Source organism: Rhizobium etli CFN 42, from assembly GCF_000092045.1.
GTDB lineage: Bacteria > Pseudomonadota > Alphaproteobacteria > Rhizobiales > Rhizobiaceae > Rhizobium > Rhizobium etli.
On sequence record NC_007761.1, the window covers coordinates 124,997 to 150,697 of the forward strand.

The window sequence follows — 25,701 nt, forward strand, 5'->3', positions numbered from 1 at the left end:
GAGCGGATGGCTTTCGTCAAGCTGCTGTAACGCCGAGGATCAGAGCGTGCGCGTAATGTGTTCGACGCGGAAGCACTCGATGACGTCGCCGACGCGCATATCCTCGTAGTTTTCGAAGGCCATGCCGCATTCCTGACCCATCGGCACTTCGGAGACTTCGTCCTTGAAGCGCTTGAGGGTCTTGAGCTTGCCTTCGTGAACGACGACGTCGTTGCGGATGAGGCGAACGCCCGCTCCACGCTCGACCTTCCCTTCGACAACGCGGCAACCGGCGACCTTGCCGACCTTGGTGATGTTGAACACCTCCAGGATTTCGGCATTGCCGATGAAGGTCTCGCGCCGTTCCGGCGACAGCAGGCCCGACATCGCTGCCTTCACATCATCCACGAGATCGTAGATGATGTTGTAGTAGCGGATCTCGATGCCCTGGCGTTCGGCGAACTGGCGTGCCTGCGCATTGGCGCGAACGTTGAAGCCGATGATGGCCGCGTTCGAAGCTTCGGCGAGCGAAATATCCGACTCGGTGATGCCGCCTGCGCCCAAATGGACGATGCGGGCACGGACCTCGTCGGTGCCGAGCTTTTCCAGCGCGCCGGCAATCGCTTCGATCGAACCCTGCACGTCACCCTTGATGACAAGCGGGAACTCCTTGATGCCGGTGCTCTGCATCTGCGTCATCATTTGTTCCAGCGAACCGCGCTGTCCCGACTGGCGGGCAGCCGCCTTGTCGCGGGCAAGACGCTGACGGTATTCGGAGATTTCGCGGGCGCGGCTTTCGCTCTCGACGACGGCGAACTTGTCGCCCGCCTGCGGCGTTCCGGAAAGACCGAGCACTTCGACGGGCATCGCCGGCGGTGCTTCCTTCATATGCTCGCCCTTGTCGTTGACGAGGGCGCGCACACGGCCCCAGACGTCGCCTGCAACGATGATCTGGCCCGGCTTCAGCGTACCGTTCTGAACGAGAACCGTGGCAACCGCGCCGCGGCCGCGGTCGAGTTGGGCTTCGATGACGGTACCTTCCGCGGTACGGTTCGGATTGGCCTTGAGGTCAAGGATTTCCGCTTGCAGCAGAACGGCTTCGAGCAGCTTGTCGAGGTTTTTGCCTGTTTTGGCCGACACTTCGACATCAAGCGTTTCACCACCCATCGATTCGACGAAGACTTCGTGCTGCAGAAGCTGGTTGCGCACCTTCTGCGGATCGGCTTCGTGCTTGTCGATCTTGTTGATCGCAACAATGATCGGAACACCGGCTGCCTTGGCGTGATTGATCGATTCGATCGTCTGCGGCATGACGCTGTCGTCAGCTGCCACGACGAGGATCGCGATGTCGGTCGCCTGCGCACCGCGGGCACGCATCGCCGTGAAGGCAGCGTGGCCGGGGGTGTCGATGAAGGTGATCTTCTGGCCGTTCTGCTCCACCTGATAGGCGCCGATATGCTGGGTAATGCCACCGGCTTCTCCGGCGACCACGTTGGCGTGGCGGATGGCGTCGAGCAGCGATGTCTTGCCGTGGTCGACATGGCCCATGATGGTGACGACGGGCGGACGCGAAACGCGGTCGCCTTCGACGTCGGCAATGTTGAAGATGCCGAGTTCGACGTCGGATTCAGAGACACGCTTGACCGTATGGCCGAATTCGCCGGCAATGAGTTCGGCGAGGTCGGCGTCGATGACGTCTCCCGGCTTCATCATCTGGCCTTCCTTCATCAGGTACTTGATGACGTCGACGGCGCGTTCGGACATGCGCTGCGACAATTCCTGAATGGTGATGGTCTCCGGCAGGACGACTTCGCGGGAAATCTTCTCGCGAGTCTCCTGCACCTGGCTGCGGCGGAACTTCTCCTGCCGACGGCGCATCGCCGACAGCGAGCGGCTGCGGCCGGCGTCCTCGCCGTCCACATCGGCAGTGGTGATCGTCAGCTTGCCGCGGCGGCGCTCCTCATCCGTTTTCGGACGGGTCGTCACCGGCTTTGCGGGTTCGGGGCGAACGACGCGGCCGCGCGCCGGACCTCCGCGCGAAGCGCCACGATCGTCATCGTCGCCGTCATTGCGACGGCCGCGCACGGCAGCCGGCGCGCCGGGCGCCGGGCGAGCGGCGGCTCCGTCGGCATCGGGCCGGCGTGCTGCCGGCGCGGGTGCTGCCGGGCGCGGGCTCGTATTCGGGCGAGCCTCGGCCGTGACGGGAGCCGGCGCCGGCGCAGTGACAGCCGGTTCAGCGGCAGCAGCGGCGGCCGCTTCGGCCTGCCTGGCTGCCTCTTCGACGGCTCTGCGTGCGGCTTCCTCCGCCTCGGCTGCCTTGCGGACAGCCTCTTCGGCGGCGCGGCGCTTTTCTTCCTCGGCGCGGCGGATCGCATCTTGGGCGTCACGCGCCTGGGATTCGGCGAGCGCACGGCGGCGCGCATCCATTTCCTCAGGCGACAGATGGTTCAGCACCACAGGGCGCGGGCGATCGTTCGCTCGCGGCGGTTGGTAGGATTGCTGCGGACGCTGGTTGGCTTGGCCGCCCGGCTGGTGAATCCGCGGCGCCGGCGTCGACTGCTGCGGACGCGCCTGAGCAGGTGCTGGCGCTGGTTCGGCTGCGCGAACCGGGGCTGCGGGGGTCGCAGGCGTGATCGGCTTTTCGTCTTCCGGGCGCATCGGGCGCCGCTTGCGGGTCTCGACCACGACCGCCTTGGTGCGACCCCGACCCATATCCTGGCGAACGGTACCCTGGCTCATCCCCGATGGTTTCAGGGTGAGCGTCTTCTTGCCCGTTACGCTGAGTGTCTTGTCGTCGTTACTATCGGTCATTCGTTCCCGTTCCTTCGGACAGGGAGCGATGACTAGATCAGACCCTGTCGTTCAAATACTGTCGATCAATGAGAATGAGACCGGCCGATGCCGGTGACCGCCTCATTGTTTTTGCCGGCCAGCGCCGCCCGCTGCCCGGGACTGACCGCCAATACGGTACTGTTCGAGCATCTTTGCGCGCTTCACTACACCCTCACCCGCCTGCCCTGCAAGCACTGCAGCATGGATAAAAGCATTCTGGCCCATCAGGCCTTCCATTTCGCTCTCCGAGAAGAAACGGTAGGAAGGTATCTCCTCCTCGGTCTCCATTCCGAGGTGCCAGGCCTTGCGGGCCTGGTCGATTTTTCGCACTCCGTCATCCGCTGCGTCAGTCGCGTGGAACACCGCAAGGGCTGCTCCACTTCTGACCGCTGCATCCACTTTCGAGGCGCCGCTGACGAACTGGCCGGCTTTCCGCGCCATGTTCATCATCTGCATCACTTGCGCCGCCAGCAGCCGGTCGACGCTTGCGCCGAGATCGTCCGCAGCCTTCACGTCCGCTTTCAACGCCCGGGCGAACAGCTTCTTCGCCACCGCTCTGTCGACCAGCGACCGGTCGGCTTTCACCCAGCAGCCGCGTCCCGGAAGCTCGCGCTTCAGGTCGGCGACGACGGTTCCGTCGGGAGCCGCAACGAAGCGGATCAGCTCTTCCGGCGATCCGCTTTCGCGCGTCACGATGCACATGCGTCCGTTCACGTCATACCCTGCAAGATCGTCGTCCTCGGGAAGAGCGTTCGGCTCATGCGCGGTCATCATGCTTCCTGTTCGGCTTCGGTGACCTCTTCTTCGGTCCCCTTCGCCAGGTCCTCTTCTGTAATCCAGCCTGCTGCAAGGCGGGCCTGGACGATCATCTGTTCAGCCTCGACACGCGAGAGGTCGAACTTCGAGAACAGGCCTTCGAACTTCTTCGTTTCGCCGTTCTTGCGTTCCGTCCAGCCGACGAGATCGTCGGCAGCGCAACCGGCGAAGTCCTCGATCGTCTTGATGCCGTCCTCGCCGAGCGCCACCATCATCTGGGCGGTCATGCCGTCGATCTGGCGCAACTCGTCCTTAACGCCGAGCGCCTTGCGCTTCTCGTCCATCTCGGCTTCGAGCTTCTCCAGATATTCACGGGCGCGGGTCTGGATTTCCTGCGCGGTATCTTCGTCGAAACCGTCGATCGAGGCGATTTCGTCGAGATCGACATAGGCAAGTTCCTCGACGGCGGCAAAACCTTCCGATGCCAGAACCTGGCCGACCATTTCGTCGACGTCGAGCGAATCCATGAACAGGTTGGTACGCTCGTTGAATTCCTTCTGACGGCGTTCCGATTCCTCGGCCTCCGTCATGATATCGATATCCCAGCCGGTCAGCTGCGAGGCGAGGCGGACGTTCTGACCGCGGCGGCCGATCGCAAGCGACAGCTGCTCGTCCGGAACGACGACTTCGATGCGCTCGGCGTCCTCGTCGAGAACGACCTTGGCGACTTCTGCCGGCTGCAGGGCGTTGACGACGAAGGTCGCCGGATCCTGGCTCCAGGGAATGATGTCGATCTTCTCGCCCTGGAGTTCGCCGACGACGGCCTGGACGCGCGAGCCGCGCATACCGACGCAGGCGCCGACTGGATCGATCGACGAGTCGTTCGAGATCACCGCGATCTTGGCGCGCGAACCCGGATCACGGGCGACCGACTTCACCTGGATGATGCCGTCGTAGATCTCCGGCACTTCCATGGTGAAAAGCTTCACCATGAACTGCGGATGCGTGCGCGACAGGAAGATCTGCGGACCGCGCTGCTCGCGACGGACGTCATAAACATAGGCGCGGACGCGATCGCCATAGCGCACGTTCTCGCGCGGGATCATTTCGTCGCGGCGGATGATGCCTTCACCGCGGCCGAGATCGACGATGACATTGCCGTATTCGACGCGCTTGACGGTGCCGTTGACGATTTCGCCGACGCGATCCTTGAATTCGTCGAACTGGCGGTCGCGCTCGGCTTCACGCACCTTCTGTACGATCACCTGCTTGGCGGACTGTGCGGCGATGCGGCCGAAATCCATCGGCGGCAGCGGATCGGCGATGAAATCGCCAAGGGCTGCGTCCGGGTTGCGGTCGCGGGCGAGTTCCAGCGGGATCTGTGTCGAATAATCCTCGGCTTTGTCGACCACTTCAAGCAGACGCTGCAGACGGATTTCGCCGGTCTTCGGATTGATGTCGGCCCGGATGTTGGATTCGGTACCATAACGGGAGCGCGCCGCTTTCTGGATGGCATCGGCCATTGCGGCAAGCACGATCTCCCGGTCGATGACTTTTTCGCGCGCCACTGCATCTGCGATCTGCAGAAGTTCGAGCCGGTTCGCACTGACTGCCATTGTCTTGTTTCTCCGTCTTTACTCCAGGGTTCCCGTCCCTGGGAGCGGTCTGTTGATCGGTTATTCCTGGTCGTCTGCTTCGTTCTGGTTCGCGGCCTGCGCTTTCGCCAGCTTGTCGGCGCGCAGCGCATCGCGGATCAGATCGTCGGTCAAAATGAGCTTCGCATCGCTAAGCGCCGTGAAGGGAATGATGACCTTCTGCTCTTCCCCATAGGCGACCTGGTCACGCTCGAGCGTGAATCCATCGGCGTCTGCTTCCACGATCTTGCCGCGGAAGCGTTTGCGGTTGCCGATCATGATCGACGTTTCGCACTTTACAAGGTGGCCTTGCCAGCGGACGAAATCGGATTTCCGCACCATCGGACGGTCGATGCCGGGCGAAGACACCTCGAGATGATACTCTTTATCGATCGGATCTTCCACATCGAGGACAGGAGAAATCGCCATCGAGACTTCTTCGCAGTCCTGGACCGTCATGGTGCCGTCATTGCGCTCGGCCATCACTTGCATCGTCGCGCCGTTCTGGTTCAGCATGCGCACGCGGATCAGCCGGAAACCCATGCCGACGAGAACGGGTTCGATGATATCGGCAAGACGCTGGTCAAGCCCGGTCTCGGTAATCAGCCGCGGCTCAAGTTCATTGTCTGCGTTTGTCATGTCCGACAAGCGGCGCTCCTCGCAATTTCAAGCTGTTCAGGCGATCGAGCTAATAAAAAAGAGCGGGTCCTTGCGGCCCACTCTTCATCAAGCGATCAAGAATTTGAGAGCCATATAGTCGGGTTTTTCCGAAATTGCAAGGTCTGAGACCGATTCCGCCAATTCATGCCCGGAGAGGGGAATGGACCTATGGCCAGCGATCGTCTTCCGCATATATTGCCGTTGGCGCACAATAACAAAAGCGGGAGACATCGTGGGCTATACCTCGTCGACACTGGCGCCCTTGCGGCACGATACCTACCGCACCATCTGGTTCGCCAGCCTTTCGTCCAATTTCGGCGGCCTGATCCAGGCGGTGGGTGCCGCCTGGATGATGACGACGATCACCGCCTCGGAGGACATGGTCGCACTGGTGCAGACCTCGACGGCGCTGCCGATCATGCTGTTTTCGCTGATATCGGGGGCGCTGGCGGATAATTTTGATCGCCGCCGGGTCATGCTGACGGCGCAGTGCATGATGCTGACGGTTTCGGCATTGCTGACGGCCACCGCCCTTCTCGGTTGGGTAACGCCCTGGCTGCTGCTCTTCTTCACCTTCCTGATCGGCTGCGGCACTGCGCTCAACAATCCCTCCTGGCAGGCCTCCGTCGGCGATATGGTGCCGCGCGCCGATCTGCCCGGTGCGGTCACGCTGAACAGCATGGGGTTCAACATCACCCGGAGCGTCGGCCCGGCGATCGGCGGCGTCATCGTGGCGGCAGCGGGTGCTGCCGCGGCTTTTGCGGTGAACACAGCAAGCTACCTCGCCTTGATCTATGCCCTGCTGCGCTGGCGTCCGAGCACGCCGGCCTCCACTTTGCCGCGCGAGGCGCTCGGCAGCGCCATCTTCGCCGGCCTGCGTTATGTCTCGATGTCGCCCAATCTCGAAAAGGTCCTCGTCCGAGGACTGCTGTTCGGAACCGGCGCGAGCTCGATTCTGGCGCTACTGCCGGTCGTCGCGCTCGACCTCGTTGCCGGCGGTCCGCTGACCTATGGCTTCATGCTCGGCGCCTTCGGCATCGGCGCGATCGGTGGTGCGGTGCTGAGTGCGAGAATTCGCCAGGTGCTGTCCAGCGAGACGATCATTCGCCTGGCCTTTGCCGGCTTTGCACTGAGCGCCGTCATCGCCGCCGTCAGTCCGAGCGCCATTCTCACCTCCGCCGGGCTGCTCGTCTCCGGCGCCTGCTGGGTCTCGGCACTGTCGCTTTTCAACACCATCGTCCAGCTGTCGACGCCGCGCTGGGTGGTCGGCCGCGCGCTGTCGCTCTATCAGACCGTCACCTTCGGCGGCATCGCCGGCGGCAGCTGGCTCTGGGGTGTTGCCGCCGATCGCTATGGGGTCGCCAATGCGCTGCTGATGTCATCAGCCGTCATGCTGCTCGGCATTGCGATCGGCCTGCGCTTTTCCATGCCCGCCTTCGCTTCGCTCAATCTTGATCCCTTGAACCGCTTCACCGCGCCGGCCTTGAGCCTCGACATTACGCCGCGCAGCGGCCCCATCGTCATCCAGGTCGATTACGAGATCGCGGACGACGACCTGGCGGAATTCATGGCGCTGATGGGCGAGCGCCGCCGCATCCGCATCCGCGACGGCGCCCGCAACTGGGCGCTGATGCGCGATCTCGAAAATCCAGGGCTGTGGACGGAAACCTACCATACGCCGACCTGGGTCGAATATATAAGACACAACCAGCGGCGCACGCAGGCCGATGCCGAAAACATCGACCGGCTGCGCGCGCTCCATCGCGGCGAAGGCCCGCCCCATGTCCACCGCATGATCGAGCGCCAGGCCATTCCGCCAGGCGACGATGTCTTCCATAAGGCGCCGATCGATCTGCATCATTGAGAGCAGCCATGTACAGTTTCAGGCTCGCCCGCCTATCCAATCTCGCCGCCATCGTCCGGCTTCTCGCTGATGACGATCTCGGCGCCGCCAGGGAAATCGTCTCCGATCCCGTCGACGCGCGTTATCTCTCGGCCTTCGCGGCGATCGAGGCGGATGCCAACCAGCTGCTGGCTGTCGCAACCGACGCCTCCGACCAGGTCGTCGGTTGCCTTCAGCTGAGCTTTCTTCCCGGCCTCTCCCGGATGGGCATGTGGCGCGGGCAGATCGAAAGCGTGCGTATCGCAAGAGAATTTCGCGGAGCGGGCCTCGGCGCGCAATTCATCGAATGGGCGGTCGCCCAATGCGTCGAACGCGGCTGCGGCCTCGTGCAGCTGACATCGGACAAGATGCGGAAAGACTCGATAAGCTTCTACGAGAAGCTCGGTTTCGTCGCCAGCCATGAAGGACTGAAGCGCAAGCTCTGAAGCCGGCTATTTCAGCTTGCCCTTCATGCTGGCTTCGGGAAAGCATGTCGGCTTCATGCCGTTCTTCGCCTGCCACTGGCCGATCGAGCGCCGCGTCTTGTAGCCGGGCAATCCGTCAGAACCGCCGACGTCATAGCCCTGGCGCTCCAGCGCCTTTTGCATGGCGGCGACATCCGAACGCAGCATCTTGCCGACATCGCCCCATTGGCCCTCGAAGGCGCCGCCATTCGAGGCGATCCGGTCGGCGAGATTGCCGATATAGAGCGCGTAGAGGTCGGAGTTGTTATACTCCTTGATGACGTAGAAATTCGGCGTGACGATGAATTCCGGGCCGTGGCGGCCGGCCGGCACCAGCATCATTCCCTGAGCCTTCATCTCACCTGAGGGAAAGGTCTTGCCGGAGATGCGCTCGATGCCGAGCGAGGCCCATTGCGAAAGCGGCTTTGCCAGATCCGGTCCCTCCTGTGCGCAGGAGACCGCTTGAGGTATCGACACCTCGAAGCCCCAGTCGCGATCGCGCTGCCAGCCCTTCTTGACCAGATAGTTGGCGATTGAGGCGAGCGTATCCGGCACCGAGGCCCAGATGTTGCGATGGCCGTCGCCGTCGAAATCCACCGCATATTTCAGATAACTTGTCGGCATGAATTGCGGCTGGCCGAGCGCACCGGCCCATGAACTCCTGAAATCGGCAGGCGTGACGTCGCCGCCGTCGAGAATATGCAATGCCGCCACGAGCTCGGTGCGGAACATCTCCTTGCGCGTCGACATGAAGGCCTTGGTCGCCAGTACTTCGATGGCCGATTCCGGGATCTTCGCGGCCCCGAAGCCTGTCTCGCGGCCCCAGATGGCAAGCACGATCGACCCTGGCACACCATAGGTCTTCTCGATCCGCTTCAGCGTCGAGCTATATTGTGCGGCAAAGCCGCGCCCTGTCGCGGCGAGCTTCTTCAGCCGGTCCTCGTTGAAATAGGGACCGGGCGAGGAAAATTCCGCCTGCGTCTGCTTCTGCTCCTTCGGCGGCGGGAAACCGGGCGGGGCGAGATCGGGCAGGTTCCAGTTCAGCGTGATGCCTGAGAAAGCGGCCTTGAATGTCCTCTCGGAGACACCGCCCGCCTTTGCTTCGGGCCAGAGGTCCTTCTGCACCCAGCTTTCGAACTGCGCCTCGACATCAGCTTTCGATGGGGCCGCGTATGAGGGGAGGGGCAGGAGTGCCGCCGTTATGGCGAGCGCGAATATTCGCCGCATATACAAACCCCTCATATCACCGTCCGCGCCCGAAGGGCCGCCGCCAGTGTACCCTCATCGAGATAGTCGAGCTCGCCGCCGACCGGCACGCCATGCGCCAGCCGCGTGATCTTCACATCGAGCCCCTGCAACTGATCGGTGATGTAATGCGCCGTTGTCTGCCCCTCGACGGTGGCGTTGACGGCGATGATCAGTTCGCGGATTCCGCCCTCGCCGACCCGGTCGATCAGCCCGCGAATGTTGAGGTCATCAGGCCCGATCCCGTCGAGTGGCGACAGCGTGCCGCCGAGCACGTGATAGGCGGCGTTCATCGCGCCCGCCCGCTCCAACGCCCAGAGGTCCGACACGTCTTCGACGACGATGATGACGGATTGATCACGCTGCGTGTCGGTGCAGACGGTGCAGGGGTCGACCGTATCGACATTGCCGCAGCGCGAGCAGATCTTCACCTTGTCATAGGCTTCGCCCATCGCGTTCGACAGCGGTCCGAGCAACTGGTCCTTCTTCTTGATCAGATGCAGCGCCGCCCGGCGGGCCGAGCGCGGCCCGAGGCCCGGCACCTTCGCCAGAAGCTGAATGAGTTTTTCGATTTCGGGGCCGGTGACTCGTTTTGCCATGCGCCGTTCTTAACTGATATGGAACGAAAACGGAATCGCGGAAGGTTCGGCCGTCCCATGAAAATCCTGGCGCTTTGTATCGGCAATCCGGAAAGGCTGGCTGGCAAGAGCTACAAGACCGGCATCTTCAAACATGCCGCCAACGGCGCGGTGATGATCGATGCCGAGGGTCTGGTCGGCGATGCCATCTGCAACCGCAAGCACCATGGCGGCGTCGATCAGGCGGTTTATATCGAGGGGTCGCTGACGCTCGACTGGTGGGCGCAGCAACTCGGCCGCCCGTACGAGCCCGGCACCTTCGGCGAAAACATAGTGATATCGGATCTCGACAATCGCGACGTTGCCGTCGGCGACCGGTTCATATCAGGCGATCTCATCCTCGAAGTCACATCGTGCCGCATCCCCTGCGCCACCTTCGCCGCCAGGATGATCGACCCGAAATTCGTCAAACGCTACACCGTGGCCGCTCGCCCCGGCATCTATTGCCGCGTCATCAACGCCGGTGTGGCCGAGGCCGGAATGCCGGTGGAGCATCAACTGTTTGTTGGAGAGAAAGTCTCGATGCCGGAACTGATGAGAACCTTCGGCCGGCGGCTTTCAGAACCGGACCGCGCGCGATATCTCGCTGCTCCTATCCACTACAAGCTGCGGGCAATGCTGGAAACTCAGAAATAAGAGCGGTTTCTACGCGCACATCACAGCCGTATTGCCACCGTGCCGGCGTGGTTGCACCAGTTATTTCGAGCACGGAACCCGCCTGACGAAAGGCGGTAGCGGGAACATACATTGTGTTCATTCTCGTTTAGCAACGCCTTTCGTTCAACATGAATATTCATGTGCTTGCCGCACGCCATTGCGCCGAGAATTGCTTTAAAACAAAGAGATAGAGTCATCTCCGAAATTCGAAGAAAGCAGATATGCTTGAGCAGACCGAACCCCCTACTCTCAGAACGGCAGCTTGAAGCCGGGCGGGATCGGCAGGCCGGCGGTGAGCGCCTTGGTCTTTTCGGCGGCGAGTGCCTCGGCCTTGTCCTTGGCGTCCTTGTGGGCGGCGACGATCAGGTCCTCGAGGATCTCGACATCGTCTTCCTTGAATAGCGATGGGTCGATCTTCAGGCTCTTCAGCTCGCCCTTGCCCGAGATGACGACGGTGACGAGGCCGCCGCCGGCCTTGCCTTCGGCCGTGAGCTCGGCGATTTCCGCCTGCATCTGCTCCATCTTGGCCTGCATTTCCTTGACTTTGCCCATCATGCCCATGATGTCGCGCATCGTCTCGCTCCTTGTTGCGATTTCAGAATTCTATGTCGTCGCCGGGCAGGATGTCGCCTTCTTCGGATTCGGCGGCGGCCGGCGGTTTGACCTCGCCTTCTTCTTCCGGTTCGGGTGCCCGCACGCGCACGTCGATGATTTTAGCGCCGGGAAAATGCGCCAGGATCGCCGCCACGTCAGGGTCCTGGCGGGCATCGATGACATGCTGTTCCCGGGTCCTGGCTTCCGCCTCCACCAGTGTCGGCTGGCCCTCGTCGCGGCTGAGGCTGACGATCCAGTGAATGCCGGTCCATTCTTTCAGCTTGACGGCAAGTTCGTTGAGCAGCGTCGTCGGCGCGCCTTCGGTGAGGCTGACGTCAAGCCGGCCGGGCTCGATGCGCACCGGGCGCACGAAATTGCGCACCATCGCCTTCAGCTTCGCATCGCGCTTCTCGGTGGCGAGGTTGACGATATCGCCGACCGAATTGACCTTGACGAGCGGCTTCGGCGCTTCTGCCGGTTTCGCTTCGATCCGCCCGACGGGCGTGGTCTCAGGCTGGCTGCTCGGCACGGCGCGCAGCATCGCCACCGGCACCGAAGGCTGCGGCTTGCTGGGCGCGATGTCCGGCGCGCGTGCCGCGACACTGCTTTGATAGGGCACTCGCGTGCCGCCGCCACCACCGCCGGAAGGCGCGGAGGAAGGGCGCGAGCCGCCATTGTCGCCGGAAAATTCGGCAAGCCGCCGCGCCGCATCCTCGGGCGCCGGCAGATGCGCCGCATGCGCAAGGCGGATCAGCACCATTTCGGCAGCACCCGCCGTCCGCGACGAGCCTTCGGTTTCCGGAATGCCCTTCAGCAGCATCTGCCAGATGCGCGACAGCGTCGTCACCGCAATGCTCTTGGCGAATTCCGCCGCCTTGGTGCGCTCGATCTCGCTCAGAGAAGGGTCGTTTGCCGCATCCGGCACATATTTCAGTCGCGTCACCAGATGGGTGAAATCGGCAAGATCGGTGAGCACGACCACCGGATTGGCGCCGGCCTCGTACTGGCTCTGGAACTCGCCGAGTGCACCGGCCACATCGCCTTTGACGATATGCTGAAAGAGATCGACGATCCGGGCGCGGTCGGCAAGGCCGAGCATGCCGCGCACCGCTTCCGCCTGCACGGCGCCTGCGCCATGGGCGATCGCCTGGTCGAGCAGCGACAGGCCGTCGCGGGCAGAGCCTTCGGCGGCGCGTGCGATCATCGCCAGCGCGTCCGGTTCCGCCTCGATGCCCTCCTTGGCCGCGATTGTCGTGAACAGCCCGACGAGATCCGACGCGCTGATGCGGCGCAGGTCGAAGCGCTGGCAGCGCGACAGCACGGTGATCGGGACCTTGCGGATTTCGGTGGTGGCGAAGATGAACTTCACATGCTCCGGCGGCTCTTCCAGGGTCTTCAACAGACCGTTGAAGGCCTGGGTCGACAGCATGTGCACTTCGTCGATGATATAGACCTTGTAGCGCGCCGAAACCGGCCGGTAGCGCACCTGCTCGATGATTTCTCTTACATCGTCGATACCGGTATGCGAAGCGGCATCCATTTCGATCACGTCGACATGCCGGCCTTCCATGATCGCCTGGCAGTGTTCGCCGGGCGTGCGCAGATCGATCGTCGGCTTGTCGATCTCTGCCGTCTTGTAGTTCAGCGCCCGCGCCAGGATGCGCGCCGTCGTCGTCTTGCCGACGCCGCGTACGCCCGTCAGCATATAGGCCTGCGCGATGCGGCCGGTCTCGAAGGCGTTGGTGAGCGTGCGGACCATCGGCTCCTGGCCGACCATCAAGTCCGTGAAATCCTTGGGGCGGTATTTGCGAGCCAGCACCCGGTACCCGGTGCCCGTCGAGGCGGCATCTTGTGATAGTCGCTCGCTGTCGCTCATCGCCCTGCTTGTCGCCCGGATCGTCGGGCACTTCGTAAAGAGAAGGTGGGAGGCTGGCACGATGACCCGTGCCGGGCTCGTTAGGGCTGCTTCCTTCCGGACCTGACCCGGTTGGCGAGTGGCTCGTCCACCACCAACCTCCCGAATGCACATATCGGCAATATCGTCATCAAAAGCAAGCCAACATGATAAAAAACTGCTAGTCGTTGGAAAAGACAGGAGGAATGTCCCTTGAAAGGCTTTACGCTCGACCCCCGGCTGGGAAACGACAGCACCAGCGTCATGGTCACAGGCCTCTGTGATCTGAGATTGTCGAGGGATGCCCGCTGGCCCTGGCTCATTCTTGTGCCGCGCCGGGCCGATATCAGCGAAATCTTCGAGCTGACGCCGCTCGACCAGGTGCTGCTTGCCTTCGAGACGGAGCTCGTCGCCAAAGCGCTCAAGCAGATTACCGGCGCGACAAAAATCAATGTCGGGGCTCTTGGCAACATCGTCCGCCAGCTTCATGTTCATGTCATTGCCCGCTTCGAAGGCGATGCCAACTGGCCGGGTCCCGTCTGGGGTTTCGGGCGCGCGGAGCCTTACGAGGACGCAAGGAGAGACGAATTCACAGCAAAGCTGCGGGAAGCCCTTTCATCATGAACCATTCGCTTTTCGATTCGGATGTGCCCCATCCGGAACCCAGCAATCTCACTGCCTTTGCCGCCAATGACCTCAATCGCGATTCCGAACACCGCGACGAACATTCCGTCGAAAGGGCGCTGGCAAAGGACGGTACCCATATCTTCGCCTTCGCTGGGGACAAGCTGGTGCTGAAACATGACGGCCAGGTGCTCGATCCGCTGTTTGCCCGTTACGAACTGCAGGAATTGCAGCCGAATTGGGATGAGACCGTGCTGCTCGGCTACCGCAAATCAGGCGAGCCGCGCCTTGCCGTTCCCGTCGGCATCGACGTCGACGACCTCGCCAGCCAATACAAGCCCGCCGACGGCCGCACGCTGTTTCGCGAGATGCTGATCGACGAAGTCTTGCTCGGCGAATTCGCCCAGGCCGCAAGCCTCATCCGCTGGAATGGCGACAATCGCTTCTGCGGCCGCTGCGGCGCGGCGATGGAGATTCATATCGGCGGCTACAAGCGCGTCTGCACCGCCTGCGAACACATGATCTTCCCCCGAACCGACCCCGTCGTCATCATGCTGACGATCGATGAGCAGCGCGGCCTCTGCCTGCTCGGCCGCAGCCCGCATTTTGCGCCCGGCATGTATTCCTGCCTTGCTGGCTTCGTCGAACCCGGCGAGACCATCGAGAATGCCGTGCGCCGCGAAACGCTGGAGGAATCGGGCATCCGCACCGGCCGCATCCGCTATCACGCTTCGCAGCCCTGGCCGATGCCGCATTCGCTGATGATCGGCTGTTACGCGGAAGCCAAATCCACCGAAATTACGCGCGACGAGGCGGAACTTGAGGATTGCCGCTGGTTCACCCGCGAGGAAACCATCGAGATGCTGGAACGCCCGAGTGCGATCGGCAAGGCCTCTCCACCAAAAGGGGCGATTGCCCACCGCCTGATGCGAGACTGGGCGGAGTGGAAGCGGTAGCGCCATGCCGGTCGCCCGCTCGGAACGGCTGCTGACGCTGCTGCAGACGCTTCGGCGTTATCGGCGGCCGGTGACCGGAACTGTTCTTGCCCAGGAAACCGGCGTCAGCCTGCGCACGCTCTATCGCGATATTGCCAGCCTGCAGGCCCAGGGCGCGATGATCGAAGGCGAAGCGGGCATCGGCTATGTGCTGAAGCCCGGCTTTATGCTGCCGCCGATGATGTTTTCCGAAGAAGAGCTGGAAGCCTTGGTGCTCGGTTCGCGCTGGGTAGCCCGCGCCGCCGAGCCGCGCCTTGCCGGCGCCGGCGCCGATGCGCTCGCCAAAATCGTCGCCGTGCTGCCGGCCGATATGCGTGAAATGGTCGATTCGGCGACACTCTTCGTCGGCCGCAAGCGCCAGGACGAGGACAGGGCTGATGTTTCGGCTATCCGCAAGGCAATCCGTCTGGAGCGCGTGCTCGAACTTCATTACGGCGACGAGCAGGGCCGTATCTCCCGCCGCCGTGTCTGGCCCTTCGCGCTCGGCTATTTCGAGCATGTGCGCATCATCATGGCCTGGTGCGAACTGCGCCAGGATTTCCGCCATTTCCGCACCGATCGCATCATCGATATGGCGGTCCACGAGACGCGTTATCCCCGGCGCCGCACGGTGCTCCTAAAGGAATGGCGCGAGACGCAGGACGTGCCGCTGGAGACCTGAACGCTGCTGCCATAAACTGTCAGCAGGGAGAGTTATTATCAGTCTCAGTTCACTACCGCGCCGCGCGTCTTCGGACGCGCAAGGACGCTGTGACATCCAGGGTTTTGCGCATCGTGCCGATGCGCTGGGGAAGGAGTACTGATCATGGTAACGCCTCCAGTCATTCAACAGGCCGGCGATCGCTTCGCCACCGACAGCTTTGCCGATATCATTTCGGCCGAAACTTTTGCCGACGTCCGGCAGTCGACAGGCTCCGGCCTAATGCGCCTGGTTATGAGCTTTTTCCCGATCTCCGAGGGAAGCCGCTCAAAACTCGATATCGAAGCCATGCCGGATTCCCGGAAACGCGACCTCGGTTTCATGGATGGGCGCAACCCGCGCCTCCACGACCGGTTCCCGCTCTAAACCTGATTTCCAGCTCATCCGCTTAACGAGAACGGGCGTTGCTTTCGCAGCGCCTTTTGTTTCCTGCTGCCATAAACTGGCAGCAGGAGAGATTCAACTTACAGCAACGGGAGAACCGAAATGACCAGCCCCAATCTGATAATCCTCTATGTCAAGGATCCGGCGGAGAGCGCCAGCTTCTACCGGAACCTCCTGAGCCGCGAACCGGCCGTGGAAGCGCCGAATTTCGTCGCCTTCCCGCTCGATGGCGGCTTCACCCTTGGTCTCTGGCGGCGCAGCAAGGTCGAACCGCAGCCCTCCGCCATCGGCAATCGAGGCGAAGTTGCCTTCATGCTGGCGGGAGAAAATGCCGTCGCCAGGCAATATGATGACTGGCGTCAGCGCGGTCTGCCGATTGCCCAGGAACTGACCGAACTCGATTTCGGCCCAACCTTCGTCGTGCTCGACCCGGACGGGCATCGGCTGCGCGTCTGCGAGCCCGATAAATAATGAGAGAGCGCGAGGTCTGTTAAAGCAGGCCTCGCATCACATGCCCCTTGTAGACGCCGAGGATGCGCACCTTTTCGGAAAAGAAACGCAGCTCCTCCAAGGCCCGGCGAACGTTTGGATCGTTCGGATGGCCCTCGATATCGGCGTAGAATTGCGTCGCCACGAATTTTCCGCCGAGCTGATAGCTTTCGAGCTTCGTCATGTTGATGTTGTTCGTCGCAAACCCACCGAGCGCCTTGTAGAGCGCGGCCGGAATGTTGCGAACGTTGAAGACGAAGGTGGTGACGACCTTTTCCTCAGCCGAAGTGCGTTGTGCCCATTCCTCATCGCGGGACAGGATCACGAAACGGGTGACGTTGTTTTCCGTATCCTCGACATTCTCGGCGACGATCTCCAGCCCGTAGAGATCGGCGGCGAGGCGCGGAGCAAGCGCCGCCATCGAGCGATCGCCGGTTTCCTTTACGAGTTTTGCCGCCCCCGCCGTATCGCCGGCGATAACAGGCTTCCAGCCGTGAGCGCGCACGATCTTGCGGCACTGTCCGAGTGCGTGGATATGGCTGTGCACCGTGCGGATCTCATCCTTGGTGACCCCGGGCAACACCATCAGCTGAAAGCGGATCGGCATGAAATATTCGCCGATGATATGCAGCCGCGAATCCGGCAGCAGATGGTGGATATCGGCGACGCGTCCGGCAATGGTGTTCTCGATCGGGATCATCGCGATATCGGCGTCGCCATTGTCGACCGCCGTGAAGGCATCCTCGAAAGTCTGGCAGGGCAGCGGCTCCATAGTCGGAAACATGTCGCGGCAGGCCATGTCGGAATTGGCGCCGAATTCGCCCTGGAAGGCGATCCTGTTGGTCTTGATGTTCATGATAGTCCCGTCAATTCTGCCGTGCAGAGAGGATTCGCCGCGCTTTTTCGAGGTCGGCCGGAGTATCGACACCGAGCGGAACCGTGTCAACGATCTCGGCATCGATGCGCATGCCAGCCTCCAGTGCCCGCAGCTGCTCCAGCGATTCTCGCCTTTCAAGCGTCGACGGGCCGAGTGAGACGAACCGTTCGAGCGCAGCGCGCCGGTAGGCATAGAGGCCGATATGATGGTAAAGCGGCCCCTTGCCGTATGGCGCCGTCGCACGAGTGAAGTAGAGGCCGCGCAGGCGGTTGTCGGAAATCGGCGAGCCGATGACCTTGACGATGTGCGGCGCGGTCTTGTCCTCCTCATTATCGATTTCGATGGTCAGCGTGCCGATATCGACCGCTTCGTTCTCGAGGGGGCGCAAGGCCGCCCGCACCGTTTCCGGCTCGATCGTCGGCAGGTCGCCCTGGACGTTGACGATGAACTTTGCCTTGCCGTCCGGATCGATCTTCTTCAGCGCCTCGAAGATGCGGTCGGAGCCGGATTGATGATCCTTGCTGGTCATGACGACTTCGAAGCCGGCGGCCGCCACCGTGTCGAACACCTGCGGGTCGTCGACGGCGACGACGACCCGGCCGATTTCGGCTTCTTTTGCGCGCATCGCCACCTGCACGATCATCGGCAGTCCGCAAATGTCGGCGAGCGGCTTGCCCGGAAGCCGAGTGGAGGCCATCCGTGCCGGGATCAATACAAGCACGTCGTCGAAATTTGAATCACCCATTGTTCTGGCCTTCTATTCCGGGCTGGAAAGTGTCAAAAAGTCTCACGCATAAGACCATTTAGACAGTTGCAACGAACAGTCAAAAGACATAGGTTCCGCGCGATTTCAAGATGGTCCGGTTCTGGTCTGCCGGCTGCAAGGGGAGCATTGCAGATGAATTCATACGTCAATACGGCCGTGGGGGCGCTGCTCGGAACGATTTTCGTTCTGATGTCGGTCTCCATCGCGTCCGAGGGGATCTTCCATTCCGAAGCGCCGGAGAAGGAAGGTTTCGCGATCGTCGCCGAAGAGGCGCCTGCCGCCGGTGGCGAAGCTGCGACGGCCGCTGCCGTCCCGATTGCGCAGTTGCTCGCTTCTGCAGATGCCAAGGCCGGTGAAGCGGTCTTCAAGAAGTGTCAGGCCTGTCATGACGGCACCAAAGGCGGACCGAACAAGGTCGGTCCGAACCTCTTTGGTGTCGTAGATCGCCCGATCGCCTCGCATGAAGGTTTCGCCTATTCCTCCGCGATGAAGGATTTCTCAAAGGGCAGCAGCGAGAAGTGGACCTTCGAAAACCTCAACAAGTTCCTGCTGGCGCCGAAGAAGGACGTTCCCGGCACCGCGATGGGCTTTGCCGGTCTGCCGAAGGATCAGGACCGCGCCAACGTCATCCTCTACCTGCACACGCTCGCCGATTCGCCGGTGCCGCTGCCGGATCCGAAGACGGCCACGCAGTGAACGGCAGGATGATCGCATTCATGGAAGCCCGGCCCGCAAGCCGGGCTTTTCTTATCATGCCGAGAGCCGCTCAGGCGCCCAGGAAATAAGCCCAGAGCGAGACCGTGAGGGCGCCGAGCGCCGTTGTCACCGTGATCGTCGAGGCGGCGAGGCTGTGACCGACGCCGAACCGGTTGGCGATCAGCCAGGCGTTGACGCCTGTCGGCACCGACGAGGTCAGCACGATCGCTGCCGTCCATGCGGGGCTGAGGCCGAGGAGATGGCTCGCTGCCCAGACGCAACCGGGCAGCAGCAGCAGCTTTAAGCTCGAGGTGACGCTGGCAATGCCGAAATTGCCGGAGACGCCGTATCGCTCCAGCGCCATGCCGAGCGAGATCAGCGCCGCCGGACCGGCAATGCCGGCGATCTGATTGACGACCGTCGCCAGCGTCGCCGTCATGGTGAGGCCGGAAAGGTGCATGGCCATGCCGGCCGCAAGCCCGATCACCAGCGGATTCCGTATGAGATTGATGGCGATCTGGCGAAGCACGAAGAGCATGCTGCGATCGCTTTTGCCGGCGATCTTGCGCTCCGCATGCTCCATCAGCACTGTGCCGGCGACCATCATGACAGGCAGATGCACGGCAAGCAGGATCGACAACGCCACGAGCCCTTCGTCGCCGATGGTCCGCTGAACGAGCGGCAGCCCGATGAAGACGTTGTTGGCGAAAGCTGAAGACACCCCGGCGAGAACGCCGATCCGTTCGTCGCGGCCGAAAAGCCGCGTGGCGGCGATATGCCCGGCCGTCCAGGTGATAGCGACACCGGAGAAATAGACGATCCAGAGCCGGAAAGGCGAGGCACCGTGGAAATCCGCTTCGGCGATGGTGCGGAAGAGCAGAAGCGGCACGGCGATCTTGAAGACGAATTCGCTGAGCGCGTCGCCGACATTCGACGTCATCAGGCCGCTGCGAACGATCACCCAGCCGATGAGGATCAGGATGAAGATGGGAAGGACGTCGAGAATGATGGCTGACATGAGGCAGGATGCTCTGCAGGGGAGGGGAGTATCCGACCTCTACAGCATCGGCCTGAAAATCGGAATCGATTTTGGTAGGTCCGATGCGTAGATTTAAAAAGTGAGATCCTCCTTTGCGTCCGATTGGATGCACGGCGCTCAAGCAGCAAAAGGCTCGAATTGAAAAGGCAAGCGCCGCCCGCTCCGGCCGCGGAGCTCTCCGCAAGAAAAAAAGCGGGCACAGCCAGGGCACAGCCCGCTTTTCCGCTCCGGCCTTGCCGGATATCCGGATCACGAGGCTGCCAAGTTCATCCGTGGTCAGCATCGTGCCGGTAAGATCGAAGGGATCATCCCTCGGGCGCCCGGCTGCAACTGAAAGCTGCTCATGCCGGTCTTCCTGCGAGTATTTCTAGATTTCGAAGATGACAGGCGCATGACGAATAAGCGGCTTCTTTGCGAAGAAAGATGCGCCATTCACCAATTTTCCTTCCAAACCGCGGAAATTTCGCTAAGACCGAACCCCTGATATCACAAATCCGGGACCCCCCATTTCATGACAAGATTCGATGTTCTGACGGTCGGCAACGCAATCGTGGATATCATCTCCCGTTGCAACGACCAGTTCCTAATTGACAACCAGATCACGAAGGCGGCGATGAACCTCATCGACGCCGAACGCGCCGAACTCTTGTATTCGCGCATGGGACCGGCACTGGAAGCCTCCGGCGGCAGCGCCGGCAACACGGCGGCGGGCGTTGCTAATCTCGGCGGCAAGGCCGCCTATTTCGGCAATGTCGCCGCAGATCAGCTCGGAGACATCTTTACCCACGACATCCGCGCTCAGGGCGTCCACTATCAGACGAAGCCGAAGGGCGCCTTCCCGCCGACGGCGCGCTCGATGATCTTCGTCACCGAGGATGGCGAGCGTTCGATGAATACCTATCTCGGCGCATGCGTCGAACTCGGTCCTGAGGATGTCGAAGCCGATGTCGTTGCCGATGCCAAGGTCACTTATTTCGAAGGTTATCTGTGGGATCCGCCGCGCGCCAAGGAGGCGATTCTCGATTGCGCCCGCATCGCCCATCAACACGGCCGGGAAATGTCGATGACGCTGTCCGACAGTTTCTGCGTCGACCGGTACCGCGGAGAGTTCCTCGATCTGATGCGCTCCGGCAAGGTCGATATCGTCTTTGCCAATCGCCAGGAGGCGCTGTCGCTTTACCAGACCGACGATTTCGAAGAGGCGCTGAACAGGATCGCCGCGGACTGCAAGATCGCCGCCGTGACGATGAGCGAGAACGGCGCCGTCATCCTGAAGGGCCGGGAGCGTTATTACGTCAATGCGATCAGGATCCGGGAAGTTGTGGATACAACGGGTGCCGGCGACCTGTTTGCCTCCGGCTTCCTCTATGGCTACACGCAGGGACGGTCCCTGGAGGATTGCGGGAAGCTCGGTTGTCTCGCCGCCGGTATTGTCATTCAGCAGATCGGCCCACGCCCGATGACTTCGCTTTCCGAGGCCGCCAAACAAGCGGGGCTTATTTGAAGGCTTCGCCGGGATAGGCGCCCCAGATTTCCGACTGGGCCACCCAGCCCGCGGCGCCGTCGGTCTCTGCGTGGCACCAATCGCCGTTGCATTCGCCGATCGTCAGCATCACGCCGGGTTCGAGCTTGGCGACGATCGAGGCGGAGGGCTGCGCCTCGCGGCGCAGATTGACATAGACCCCCTTGCCCTTCGTCTTCATCCAGGGCGCGGCGATCGCCGCGCGCTGGCCCGACAGCAGCGACTGATTGACCCAGCCTTCAGTGCCGTCGGCATCGCGGATGCGGCGCCAGTTGTCGTATTCCTGGATGATTTCCACTGGCAGGCCGGATTTCAGGTACATCCACGATACGGCGAAATCCGTTCCCGGGCCGATGCGCAGGTTGACGCGCTTCGATTTCAATGTGACGAAGCGCGGCAATGGCAGGCCGCTCGGCCCCTTGGCCGCCTGCGCATGAGCAAATTCTAAGGTTCCCATCGATGCGGCCAGAGCGATCGCGAGGGCGAGGCAGGACTTCAGGACTTTGCTGCGCATGGAGGCTTCCGTTTGCTCGAATTCGCGGGCAAGTCCGGCCTGCACGCGGTCCGGGCTTTGACATTCCCCGGCTGCACCACGAGTTTTGTTTGTCTTCGCGTGCGGGTCTGGTAGAAAATGCCCGGAACGGGAAAATTATCACCCCTCTTGGTTAAAGACCTCTGAACAAGGCACCGCAGGCAGCCATGACAGCGAAGAAAAAACCGAAGGTCTATATTACCCGCAAGTTGCCGGATGCCGTCGAAACCCGAATGCGGGAGCTCTTCGATGCCGAGCTGAACATCGATGACGCGCCGCGCTCCGTTCCCGAGCTTATCGCCGCTGTGCGGACCGCCGACGTGCTGGTGCCGACGGTCACCGATCGCATCGATGCGGCGCTGATCGATGAGGCGGGACCGCAGATGAAGCTGATTGCCAGCTTCTCCAACGGCACCGACCACATCGACGTCGAGGCGGCGGCGCGCAAGGGCATCACCGTCACCAATACGCCGAACGTCCTGACCGAGGACACTGCCGATATGACAATGGCGCTGATTCTCGCGGTCCCGAGGCGGCTCGGCGAAGGGGCGCGGATCCTGACCGACAAGCCGGGCGAGTGGGCCGGCTGGTCTCCGACCTGGATGCTCGGCCGGCGCATTCACGGCAAGCGGATCGGCATCGTCGGCATGGGGCGAATCGGCACGGCGGTGGCCCGCCGCGCCAAGGCTTTTGGTCTTTCGATTCACTACCACAACCGCAAGCGCGTCAATCCGGCGGTCGAGGACGAGTTGGAGGCAACCTATTGGGAAAGCCTCGACCAGATGCTGGCCCGCGTCGACATCGTCTCGATCAACTGCCCCTCGACACCGGCAACCTTTCACCTGATTTCGGCGCGCCGCCTGGCACTGCTGCAGCCGACGGCCTATCTCGTCAATACGGCGCGCGGCGACGTCGTCGACGAAACCGCGCTGATCAAGTGCCTGAGAGAGGGCAGGATCGCCGGCGCCGGCCTCGATGTTTTCGAGAACGAGCCTGCCGTCAATCCGAAGCTCGTCAAACTCGCCAACGAGGGCAAGGTCGTGCTGCTGCCGCATATGAGCTCGGCGACGATCGAAGGCCGCATCGACATGGGCGACAAGGTCATCATCAATATCCGCACGTTCATCGACGGCCACAGACCGCCGAATCGGGTGCTGCCTGGCCGTTGAGCTATTCGGAGAGCCGATCGGTCGATGCGCGTCAGCGAGTAAGGATCTTCCGCATCTCGACGAAGGTCGTCCTGGTGAAACCAGGATGGGCCTTCTCGGCGGTTCTGGAAAATCCCCAGGCGGCAAAGACGGCGTGATTGTCGGTAAGCTCGATGCGTGTCTCCAGACGCAAGGCGGCAAGGCCGAATTCTGCGGCCGTCTCCTCGGCAACTGCCAGCAAACGCCTGCCGAGGCCCTTGCCTTGCGCCGCCGGCAGAACCGCGAGCTTGCCGACATAGAGACAATCGGCCTCCGGCCGCAGAAACAGGCAGCCGGTCAGTTTACCATCGTCGATGACGACATGGCCGATCTCGGCCTCAGCCTTTGCTGCCAGCGCCTCCGCCGTCAGACGGAGCGCCGAGGACGGCGGATCGATCCTGCCGTTCATCGAAGCGAAGGCCGTGAGGATGAGGGCGAGCAACTCGTCCCAGCGCGTGAAGCTCGGATCGAGGCGGATAATCGTCATCCGGCCTGCCTTGCGCGTCGGCGCTTGTAGCGCACGGTTTCGAACCGGGCCAAGAGTGCGTCGTAAAGCAGCAGCCGCCCGATCAGCGGCTCGCCGGCGCCGGTGATGAGCTTGATCGCCTCCATCGCCATCATCGTGCCGATGACGCCGGTGAGCGCGCCGATAATGCCGGCTTCAGCGCAGCTGGGAATGAGACCCGCCGGCGGCGCCTCGGGAAACAGGTCGCGATAGCCTGGGTTGGGTGCTCCGTCGTCAGCCGTCTCATAAGGTTTTAGCACCGTCAGTGAACCGTCGAAACGACCGACGGCGCCGGTGACGAGCGGGATACGTGCTTCCTCCGCCGCATCGGCCGCGGCATAACGCGTATCGAAATTGTCGGAGCCGTCGATCAGGAGATCGAAGCCGGATAATTGACGCCGGGCAGTCTCGCGAGAAAAGCGTTCCTCGAAGCGGATGAGCCGCACATGCGGATTGAGCCTGGCAATGGCCAAGGCGGCGCTTTCGGTTTTCAGCTCGCCGATCGTGCCGGAATCATGGATCACCTGGCGCTGCAGATTGGACAGCGACACCCGGTCGTCGTCGACGATGCCGAGCGTGCCGATACCGGCGGCGGCGAGATATTGCAGAATCGGCGCACCGAGCCCGCCGGCGCCGATCACCAGCACGCGGGCGGCTTTGAGTTTCTGCTGGCCTGCGCCGCCGATTTCGGGGAGCAGGATATGGCGTTGATACCGGGCGATTTCATCGGGGCTGAGAGGTTCCATGGCGGCGATGGTAGCATGGCCCTCGACATCGGGAAAAGCTGTCTCCCTCATCCGAACACCCTTCCGTCCGCAACCGTAAAGAACTGCGCCCTGTCGCCGAGAGCCGTGAACATTCCCCGATCCGTTCCGGTCATAAAGGCCTGACCACCGAGTCCGTCGATGATGTCGAACAGCGCGGCGCGCCTGTTCTCGTCGAGATGCGCGGCGATCTCGTCGAGCAGCAGGATCGGCGCATGACCGGTGAGATTGCCGACAAGGCGCGCATGGGCAAGCACCAGGCCGACAAGCAGCGCTTTCTGCTCGCCGGTGGAGCAACGCGCCGCCTCCATCGCCTTTTCGCGGTGATGGACGACGAGGTCGGTGCGATGCGGTCCCTCCAGCGTGCGCCCCGCGCCGGCATCGCGGTAGCGGCTTTCGGCGAGCATCACCCTATAATCGTCCTCAAGGTCGACCGATGGGCGCGAGAACTGACCGTCCATGAAGCCCGAGAGCTGCAGTGAGGCCGACGGGAAAGGCGAGCTCTCCAGCGTTTCTTCGGTCAGCCGGGTCAATAGACCGAGCATCTCCTGGCGGGCGAGCGCCATGGCGATGCCGAGGCTTGCCATCTGCTCTTCGATACCCGCAAGCCAGGAAGGGTCGAAGCGGCCGTCGTCCAGCAGCTTGTTGCGGCTGCGCATGGCGCGCTCGAAATCGCTGGCGCGGCGGCCGTGGGCAGGATCGAGCGACAGCACCAGCCTGTCGAGAAAGCGTCGGCGGTCGGAGGAGGCGCCGGTAAAGAGCCCATCCATCGCCGGTATCAGCCAGAGAAGACGCAGGTGATCGGTCAACTCGTCGGCGGTTTTTGCCGGGGTGCCGTTGATGCGGAGCCGGCGGGCTGTGGTCTCCTCGCCCGCTTCTATGCCGGTTCCGATCTCGACCTCGCCCTCCATTCCGTCAAGCGCCGCGAAGATCGAAAAGCCGCCGGCCGCGCCGACACGGGTAATGTCGCCATAGGCGGCTCGGCGCAGGCCGCGGCCGGGCGAAAGCAGCGAGACCGCCTCCATGAGATTGGTCTTGCCGGCGCCATTGTCTCCGGTCAGCACGGCATGCCGACCGTCGAGACTAAGGCTCGCGGCCGCATAATTGCGGAAGTCTGTCAGCTTCAGACGGGAAAGAGAAACCTTATGCGGCATTGCGTATCCGGGTTCATGACGCGTGACAGCTAAGCCGAAGCGGCCCAGATGGCAAGCTCGCCGCTTCGCGCCGCCTCTCGCGCGCGTTTCAGAGGAAGCATTGTAAACGCGATGGATTTCGGAACTTTTCGGTACGGTTTTCTCGAGCCCGCAAAAAATACAACCGCATCAGAGGCGTCCGAGATTCGGCATCGTGCCGACGACAGTCATCGCCGTCAGCTCTCGGATCGCT

General features: G+C 62.3%; 26 protein-coding genes and 1 other RNA gene. 11 read left to right on the forward strand and 16 right to left on the reverse strand.

Features of this window, described 5'->3' with window-relative positions:
• Positions 1–39: 39 nt before the first annotated feature.
• The 4 genes from infB to rimP all read right to left on the reverse strand — a co-directional run bounded on the left by infB (position 40) and on the right by rimP (position 5,849).
• Positions 40–2,790 (reverse strand): translation initiation factor IF-2, encoded by a 2,751-nt coding sequence (gene infB, locus RHE_RS00595; protein WP_011423511.1) that lies wholly within the window; start codon positions 2,788–2,790, stop codon positions 40–42.
• A 102-nt stretch (positions 2,791–2,892) separates the two neighbouring features.
• On the reverse strand, positions 2,893–3,585 hold the full coding sequence (locus tag RHE_RS00600; protein WP_187331706.1) for an RNA-binding protein: 693 nt from the start codon (positions 3,583–3,585) through the stop codon (positions 2,893–2,895).
• Positions 3,582–5,183 carry a transcription termination factor NusA gene (gene nusA / locus RHE_RS00605; RefSeq protein WP_011423513.1) on the reverse strand — a complete coding sequence of 534 codons (1,602 nt, stop codon included), beginning with the start codon at positions 5,181–5,183 and terminating at the stop codon, positions 3,582–3,584. Before nusA ends, RHE_RS00600 begins: the two co-directional genes overlap by 4 nt.
• 60 nt (positions 5,184–5,243) lie before the next feature.
• On the reverse strand, positions 5,244–5,849 hold the full coding sequence (gene rimP, locus RHE_RS00610) for a ribosome maturation factor RimP (protein ID WP_041678513.1): 606 nt from the start codon (positions 5,847–5,849) through the stop codon (positions 5,244–5,246).
• Positions 5,850–6,093: 244 nt separating this feature from the next.
• Here rimP and RHE_RS00615 point away from each other — a divergent pair, with 244 nt between their 5' ends.
• The gene (locus tag RHE_RS00615) at positions 6,094–7,725 is read left to right on the forward strand and encodes an MFS transporter (protein ID WP_042119141.1); all 1,632 of its coding nucleotides are present in this window, start codon (positions 6,094–6,096) and stop codon (positions 7,723–7,725) included.
• A gap of 8 nt (positions 7,726–7,733) precedes the next feature.
• Positions 7,734–8,189, forward strand: a complete 456-nt coding sequence (locus RHE_RS00620; RefSeq protein ID WP_011423516.1) for a GNAT family N-acetyltransferase — start codon at positions 7,734–7,736, stop codon at positions 8,187–8,189.
• Between the two features lie 6 nt (positions 8,190–8,195).
• On the opposite strand, the gene RHE_RS00625 is transcribed toward RHE_RS00620, so the two are convergent.
• Both RHE_RS00625 and recR read right to left on the reverse strand, forming a co-directional pair.
• Complete coding sequence (locus RHE_RS00625) at positions 8,196–9,434, reverse strand: lytic murein transglycosylase (RefSeq protein WP_011423517.1); 1,239 nt, start codon at positions 9,432–9,434, stop codon at positions 8,196–8,198.
• A gap of 11 nt (positions 9,435–9,445) precedes the next feature.
• Positions 9,446–10,051, reverse strand: coding sequence for a recombination mediator RecR (gene recR, locus RHE_RS00630; RefSeq protein WP_011423518.1), 606 nt, complete (start codon positions 10,049–10,051; stop codon positions 9,446–9,448).
• Between the two features lie 57 nt (positions 10,052–10,108).
• On the opposite strand from recR, the gene RHE_RS00635 reads away from it, so the two are divergent.
• The gene (locus RHE_RS00635; protein WP_020920072.1) at positions 10,109–10,726 is read left to right on the forward strand and encodes an MOSC domain-containing protein; all 618 of its coding nucleotides are present in this window, start codon (positions 10,109–10,111) and stop codon (positions 10,724–10,726) included.
• A 270-nt stretch (positions 10,727–10,996) separates the two neighbouring features.
• Here RHE_RS00635 and RHE_RS00640 read toward each other — a convergent pair whose 3' ends face one another.
• The 3 genes from RHE_RS00640 to ffs form a co-directional block, all read right to left on the reverse strand.
• Positions 10,997–11,320 carry a YbaB/EbfC family nucleoid-associated protein gene (locus tag RHE_RS00640; protein WP_004676719.1) on the reverse strand — a complete coding sequence of 108 codons (324 nt, stop codon included), beginning with the start codon at positions 11,318–11,320 and terminating at the stop codon, positions 10,997–10,999.
• Between the two features lie 22 nt (positions 11,321–11,342).
• Positions 11,343–13,217, reverse strand: coding sequence for a DNA polymerase III subunit gamma/tau (locus RHE_RS00645; protein ID WP_011423520.1), 1,875 nt, complete (start codon positions 13,215–13,217; stop codon positions 11,343–11,345).
• Positions 13,218–13,262: 45 nt separating this feature from the next.
• Positions 13,263–13,359: signal recognition particle sRNA small type (gene ffs / locus RHE_RS31180), an RNA gene on the reverse strand.
• Between the two features lie 89 nt (positions 13,360–13,448).
• On the opposite strand from ffs, the gene RHE_RS00650 reads away from it, so the two are divergent.
• The 5 genes from RHE_RS00650 to RHE_RS00670 all read left to right on the forward strand — a co-directional run bounded on the left by RHE_RS00650 (position 13,449) and on the right by RHE_RS00670 (position 16,409).
• Entirely contained in the window at positions 13,449–13,859 is a 411-nt protein-coding gene (locus tag RHE_RS00650) for an HIT domain-containing protein (RefSeq protein WP_011423521.1), read from the forward strand.
• Entirely contained in the window at positions 13,856–14,815 is a 960-nt protein-coding gene (gene nudC, locus RHE_RS00655) for an NAD(+) diphosphatase (RefSeq protein ID WP_011423522.1), read from the forward strand. The genes RHE_RS00650 and nudC overlap by 4 nt, the downstream gene beginning before the upstream one ends.
• 4 nt (positions 14,816–14,819) lie before the next feature.
• On the forward strand, positions 14,820–15,515 hold the full coding sequence (locus RHE_RS00660; protein ID WP_011423523.1) for a helix-turn-helix transcriptional regulator: 696 nt from the start codon (positions 14,820–14,822) through the stop codon (positions 15,513–15,515).
• 144 nt (positions 15,516–15,659) lie between these two features.
• Positions 15,660–15,920, forward strand: coding sequence for a hypothetical protein (locus RHE_RS00665; RefSeq protein ID WP_042117694.1), 261 nt, complete (start codon positions 15,660–15,662; stop codon positions 15,918–15,920).
• A 120-nt stretch (positions 15,921–16,040) separates the two neighbouring features.
• A complete protein-coding gene (locus RHE_RS00670; protein WP_011423524.1) occupies positions 16,041–16,409 on the forward strand; it encodes a VOC family protein in 369 nt (122 codons plus the stop codon).
• Between the two features lie 19 nt (positions 16,410–16,428).
• Here RHE_RS00670 and RHE_RS00675 read toward each other — a convergent pair whose 3' ends face one another.
• Both RHE_RS00675 and RHE_RS00680 read right to left on the reverse strand, forming a co-directional pair.
• Positions 16,429–17,283: a prephenate dehydratase gene (locus RHE_RS00675; protein ID WP_011423525.1), complete on the reverse strand. Its 855-nt coding sequence runs from the start codon at positions 17,281–17,283 to the stop codon at positions 16,429–16,431.
• 10 nt (positions 17,284–17,293) lie between these two features.
• Entirely contained in the window at positions 17,294–18,049 is a 756-nt protein-coding gene (locus tag RHE_RS00680) for a 3-deoxy-manno-octulosonate cytidylyltransferase (RefSeq protein ID WP_011423526.1), read from the reverse strand.
• Positions 18,050–18,202: 153 nt separating this feature from the next.
• Between RHE_RS00680 and RHE_RS00685 the strand changes: the two genes are divergently transcribed.
• Positions 18,203–18,766: a c-type cytochrome gene (locus RHE_RS00685; RefSeq protein WP_011423527.1), complete on the forward strand. Its 564-nt coding sequence runs from the start codon at positions 18,203–18,205 to the stop codon at positions 18,764–18,766.
• Positions 18,767–18,836: 70 nt separating this feature from the next.
• Here RHE_RS00685 and RHE_RS00690 read toward each other — a convergent pair whose 3' ends face one another.
• Positions 18,837–19,784 (reverse strand): AEC family transporter, encoded by a 948-nt coding sequence (locus RHE_RS00690; RefSeq protein ID WP_020920077.1) that lies wholly within the window; start codon positions 19,782–19,784, stop codon positions 18,837–18,839.
• Positions 19,785–20,316: 532 nt separating this feature from the next.
• On the opposite strand from RHE_RS00690, the gene RHE_RS00695 reads away from it, so the two are divergent.
• Positions 20,317–21,309, forward strand: a complete 993-nt coding sequence (locus RHE_RS00695; protein ID WP_011423529.1) for an adenosine kinase — start codon at positions 20,317–20,319, stop codon at positions 21,307–21,309.
• Here the strand turns inward: RHE_RS00695 and RHE_RS00700 are convergent.
• Positions 21,302–21,841 (reverse strand): SH3 domain-containing protein, encoded by a 540-nt coding sequence (locus tag RHE_RS00700; protein ID WP_011423530.1) that lies wholly within the window; start codon positions 21,839–21,841, stop codon positions 21,302–21,304. The two genes, RHE_RS00695 and RHE_RS00700, sit on opposite strands and share 8 nt — an antisense overlap.
• A gap of 185 nt (positions 21,842–22,026) precedes the next feature.
• Here RHE_RS00700 and RHE_RS00705 point away from each other — a divergent pair, with 185 nt between their 5' ends.
• On the forward strand, positions 22,027–23,028 hold the full coding sequence (locus RHE_RS00705) for a 2-hydroxyacid dehydrogenase (RefSeq protein ID WP_011423532.1): 1,002 nt from the start codon (positions 22,027–22,029) through the stop codon (positions 23,026–23,028).
• A 31-nt stretch (positions 23,029–23,059) separates the two neighbouring features.
• Here RHE_RS00705 and RHE_RS00710 read toward each other — a convergent pair whose 3' ends face one another.
• Genes RHE_RS00710 through recF form a run of 3 tightly spaced genes read right to left on the reverse strand, consistent with a single transcriptional unit; the run spans position 23,060 to position 25,469 of the window.
• Positions 23,060–23,533, reverse strand: coding sequence for a GNAT family N-acetyltransferase (locus RHE_RS00710; protein ID WP_011423533.1), 474 nt, complete (start codon positions 23,531–23,533; stop codon positions 23,060–23,062).
• Complete coding sequence (locus RHE_RS00715; RefSeq protein ID WP_042117697.1) at positions 23,530–24,348, reverse strand: molybdopterin-synthase adenylyltransferase MoeB; 819 nt, start codon at positions 24,346–24,348, stop codon at positions 23,530–23,532. The genes RHE_RS00710 and RHE_RS00715 overlap by 4 nt, the downstream gene beginning before the upstream one ends.
• Positions 24,345–25,469 carry a DNA replication/repair protein RecF gene (gene recF, locus RHE_RS00720; RefSeq protein WP_011423535.1) on the reverse strand — a complete coding sequence of 375 codons (1,125 nt, stop codon included), beginning with the start codon at positions 25,467–25,469 and terminating at the stop codon, positions 24,345–24,347. Before recF ends, RHE_RS00715 begins: the two co-directional genes overlap by 4 nt.
• Positions 25,470–25,701 lie beyond the last annotated feature (232 nt).

Coding starts and splice junctions, on each gene's coding strand:
- infB (WP_011423511.1), bottom strand. CDS start 2,790: ATGACCGATAGTAACGACGACAAGACACTCAGCGTAACGGGCAAGAAG.
- RHE_RS00600 (WP_187331706.1), bottom strand. CDS start 3,585: ATGATGACCGCGCATGAGCCGAACGCTCTTCCCGAGGACGACGATCTT.
- nusA (WP_011423513.1), bottom strand. CDS start 5,183: ATGGCAGTCAGTGCGAACCGGCTCGAACTTCTGCAGATCGCAGATGCA.
- RHE_RS00620 (WP_011423516.1), top strand. CDS start 7,734: ATGTACAGTTTCAGGCTCGCCCGCCTATCCAATCTCGCCGCCATCGTC.
- RHE_RS00625 (WP_011423517.1), bottom strand. CDS start 9,434: ATGCGGCGAATATTCGCGCTCGCCATAACGGCGGCACTCCTGCCCCTC.
- recR (WP_011423518.1), bottom strand. CDS start 10,051: ATGGCAAAACGAGTCACCGGCCCCGAAATCGAAAAACTCATTCAGCTT.
- RHE_RS00635 (WP_020920072.1), top strand. CDS start 10,109: ATGAAAATCCTGGCGCTTTGTATCGGCAATCCGGAAAGGCTGGCTGGC.
- RHE_RS00640 (WP_004676719.1), bottom strand. CDS start 11,320: ATGCGCGACATCATGGGCATGATGGGCAAAGTCAAGGAAATGCAGGCC.
- RHE_RS00645 (WP_011423520.1), bottom strand. CDS start 13,217: ATGAGCGACAGCGAGCGACTATCACAAGATGCCGCCTCGACGGGCACC.
- nudC (WP_011423522.1), top strand. CDS start 13,856: ATGAACCATTCGCTTTTCGATTCGGATGTGCCCCATCCGGAACCCAGC.
- RHE_RS00660 (WP_011423523.1), top strand. CDS start 14,820: ATGCCGGTCGCCCGCTCGGAACGGCTGCTGACGCTGCTGCAGACGCTT.
- RHE_RS00665 (WP_042117694.1), top strand. CDS start 15,660: ATGGTAACGCCTCCAGTCATTCAACAGGCCGGCGATCGCTTCGCCACC.
- RHE_RS00670 (WP_011423524.1), top strand. CDS start 16,041: ATGACCAGCCCCAATCTGATAATCCTCTATGTCAAGGATCCGGCGGAG.
- RHE_RS00675 (WP_011423525.1), bottom strand. CDS start 17,283: ATGAACATCAAGACCAACAGGATCGCCTTCCAGGGCGAATTCGGCGCC.
- RHE_RS00680 (WP_011423526.1), bottom strand. CDS start 18,049: ATGGGTGATTCAAATTTCGACGACGTGCTTGTATTGATCCCGGCACGG.
- RHE_RS00685 (WP_011423527.1), top strand. CDS start 18,203: ATGAATTCATACGTCAATACGGCCGTGGGGGCGCTGCTCGGAACGATT.
- RHE_RS00690 (WP_020920077.1), bottom strand. CDS start 19,784: ATGTCAGCCATCATTCTCGACGTCCTTCCCATCTTCATCCTGATCCTC.
- RHE_RS00695 (WP_011423529.1), top strand. CDS start 20,317: ATGACAAGATTCGATGTTCTGACGGTCGGCAACGCAATCGTGGATATC.
- RHE_RS00700 (WP_011423530.1), bottom strand. CDS start 21,841: ATGCGCAGCAAAGTCCTGAAGTCCTGCCTCGCCCTCGCGATCGCTCTG.
- RHE_RS00705 (WP_011423532.1), top strand. CDS start 22,027: ATGACAGCGAAGAAAAAACCGAAGGTCTATATTACCCGCAAGTTGCCG.
- RHE_RS00710 (WP_011423533.1), bottom strand. CDS start 23,533: ATGACGATTATCCGCCTCGATCCGAGCTTCACGCGCTGGGACGAGTTG.
- RHE_RS00715 (WP_042117697.1), bottom strand. CDS start 24,348: ATGAGGGAGACAGCTTTTCCCGATGTCGAGGGCCATGCTACCATCGCC.
- recF (WP_011423535.1), bottom strand. CDS start 25,469: ATGCCGCATAAGGTTTCTCTTTCCCGTCTGAAGCTGACAGACTTCCGC.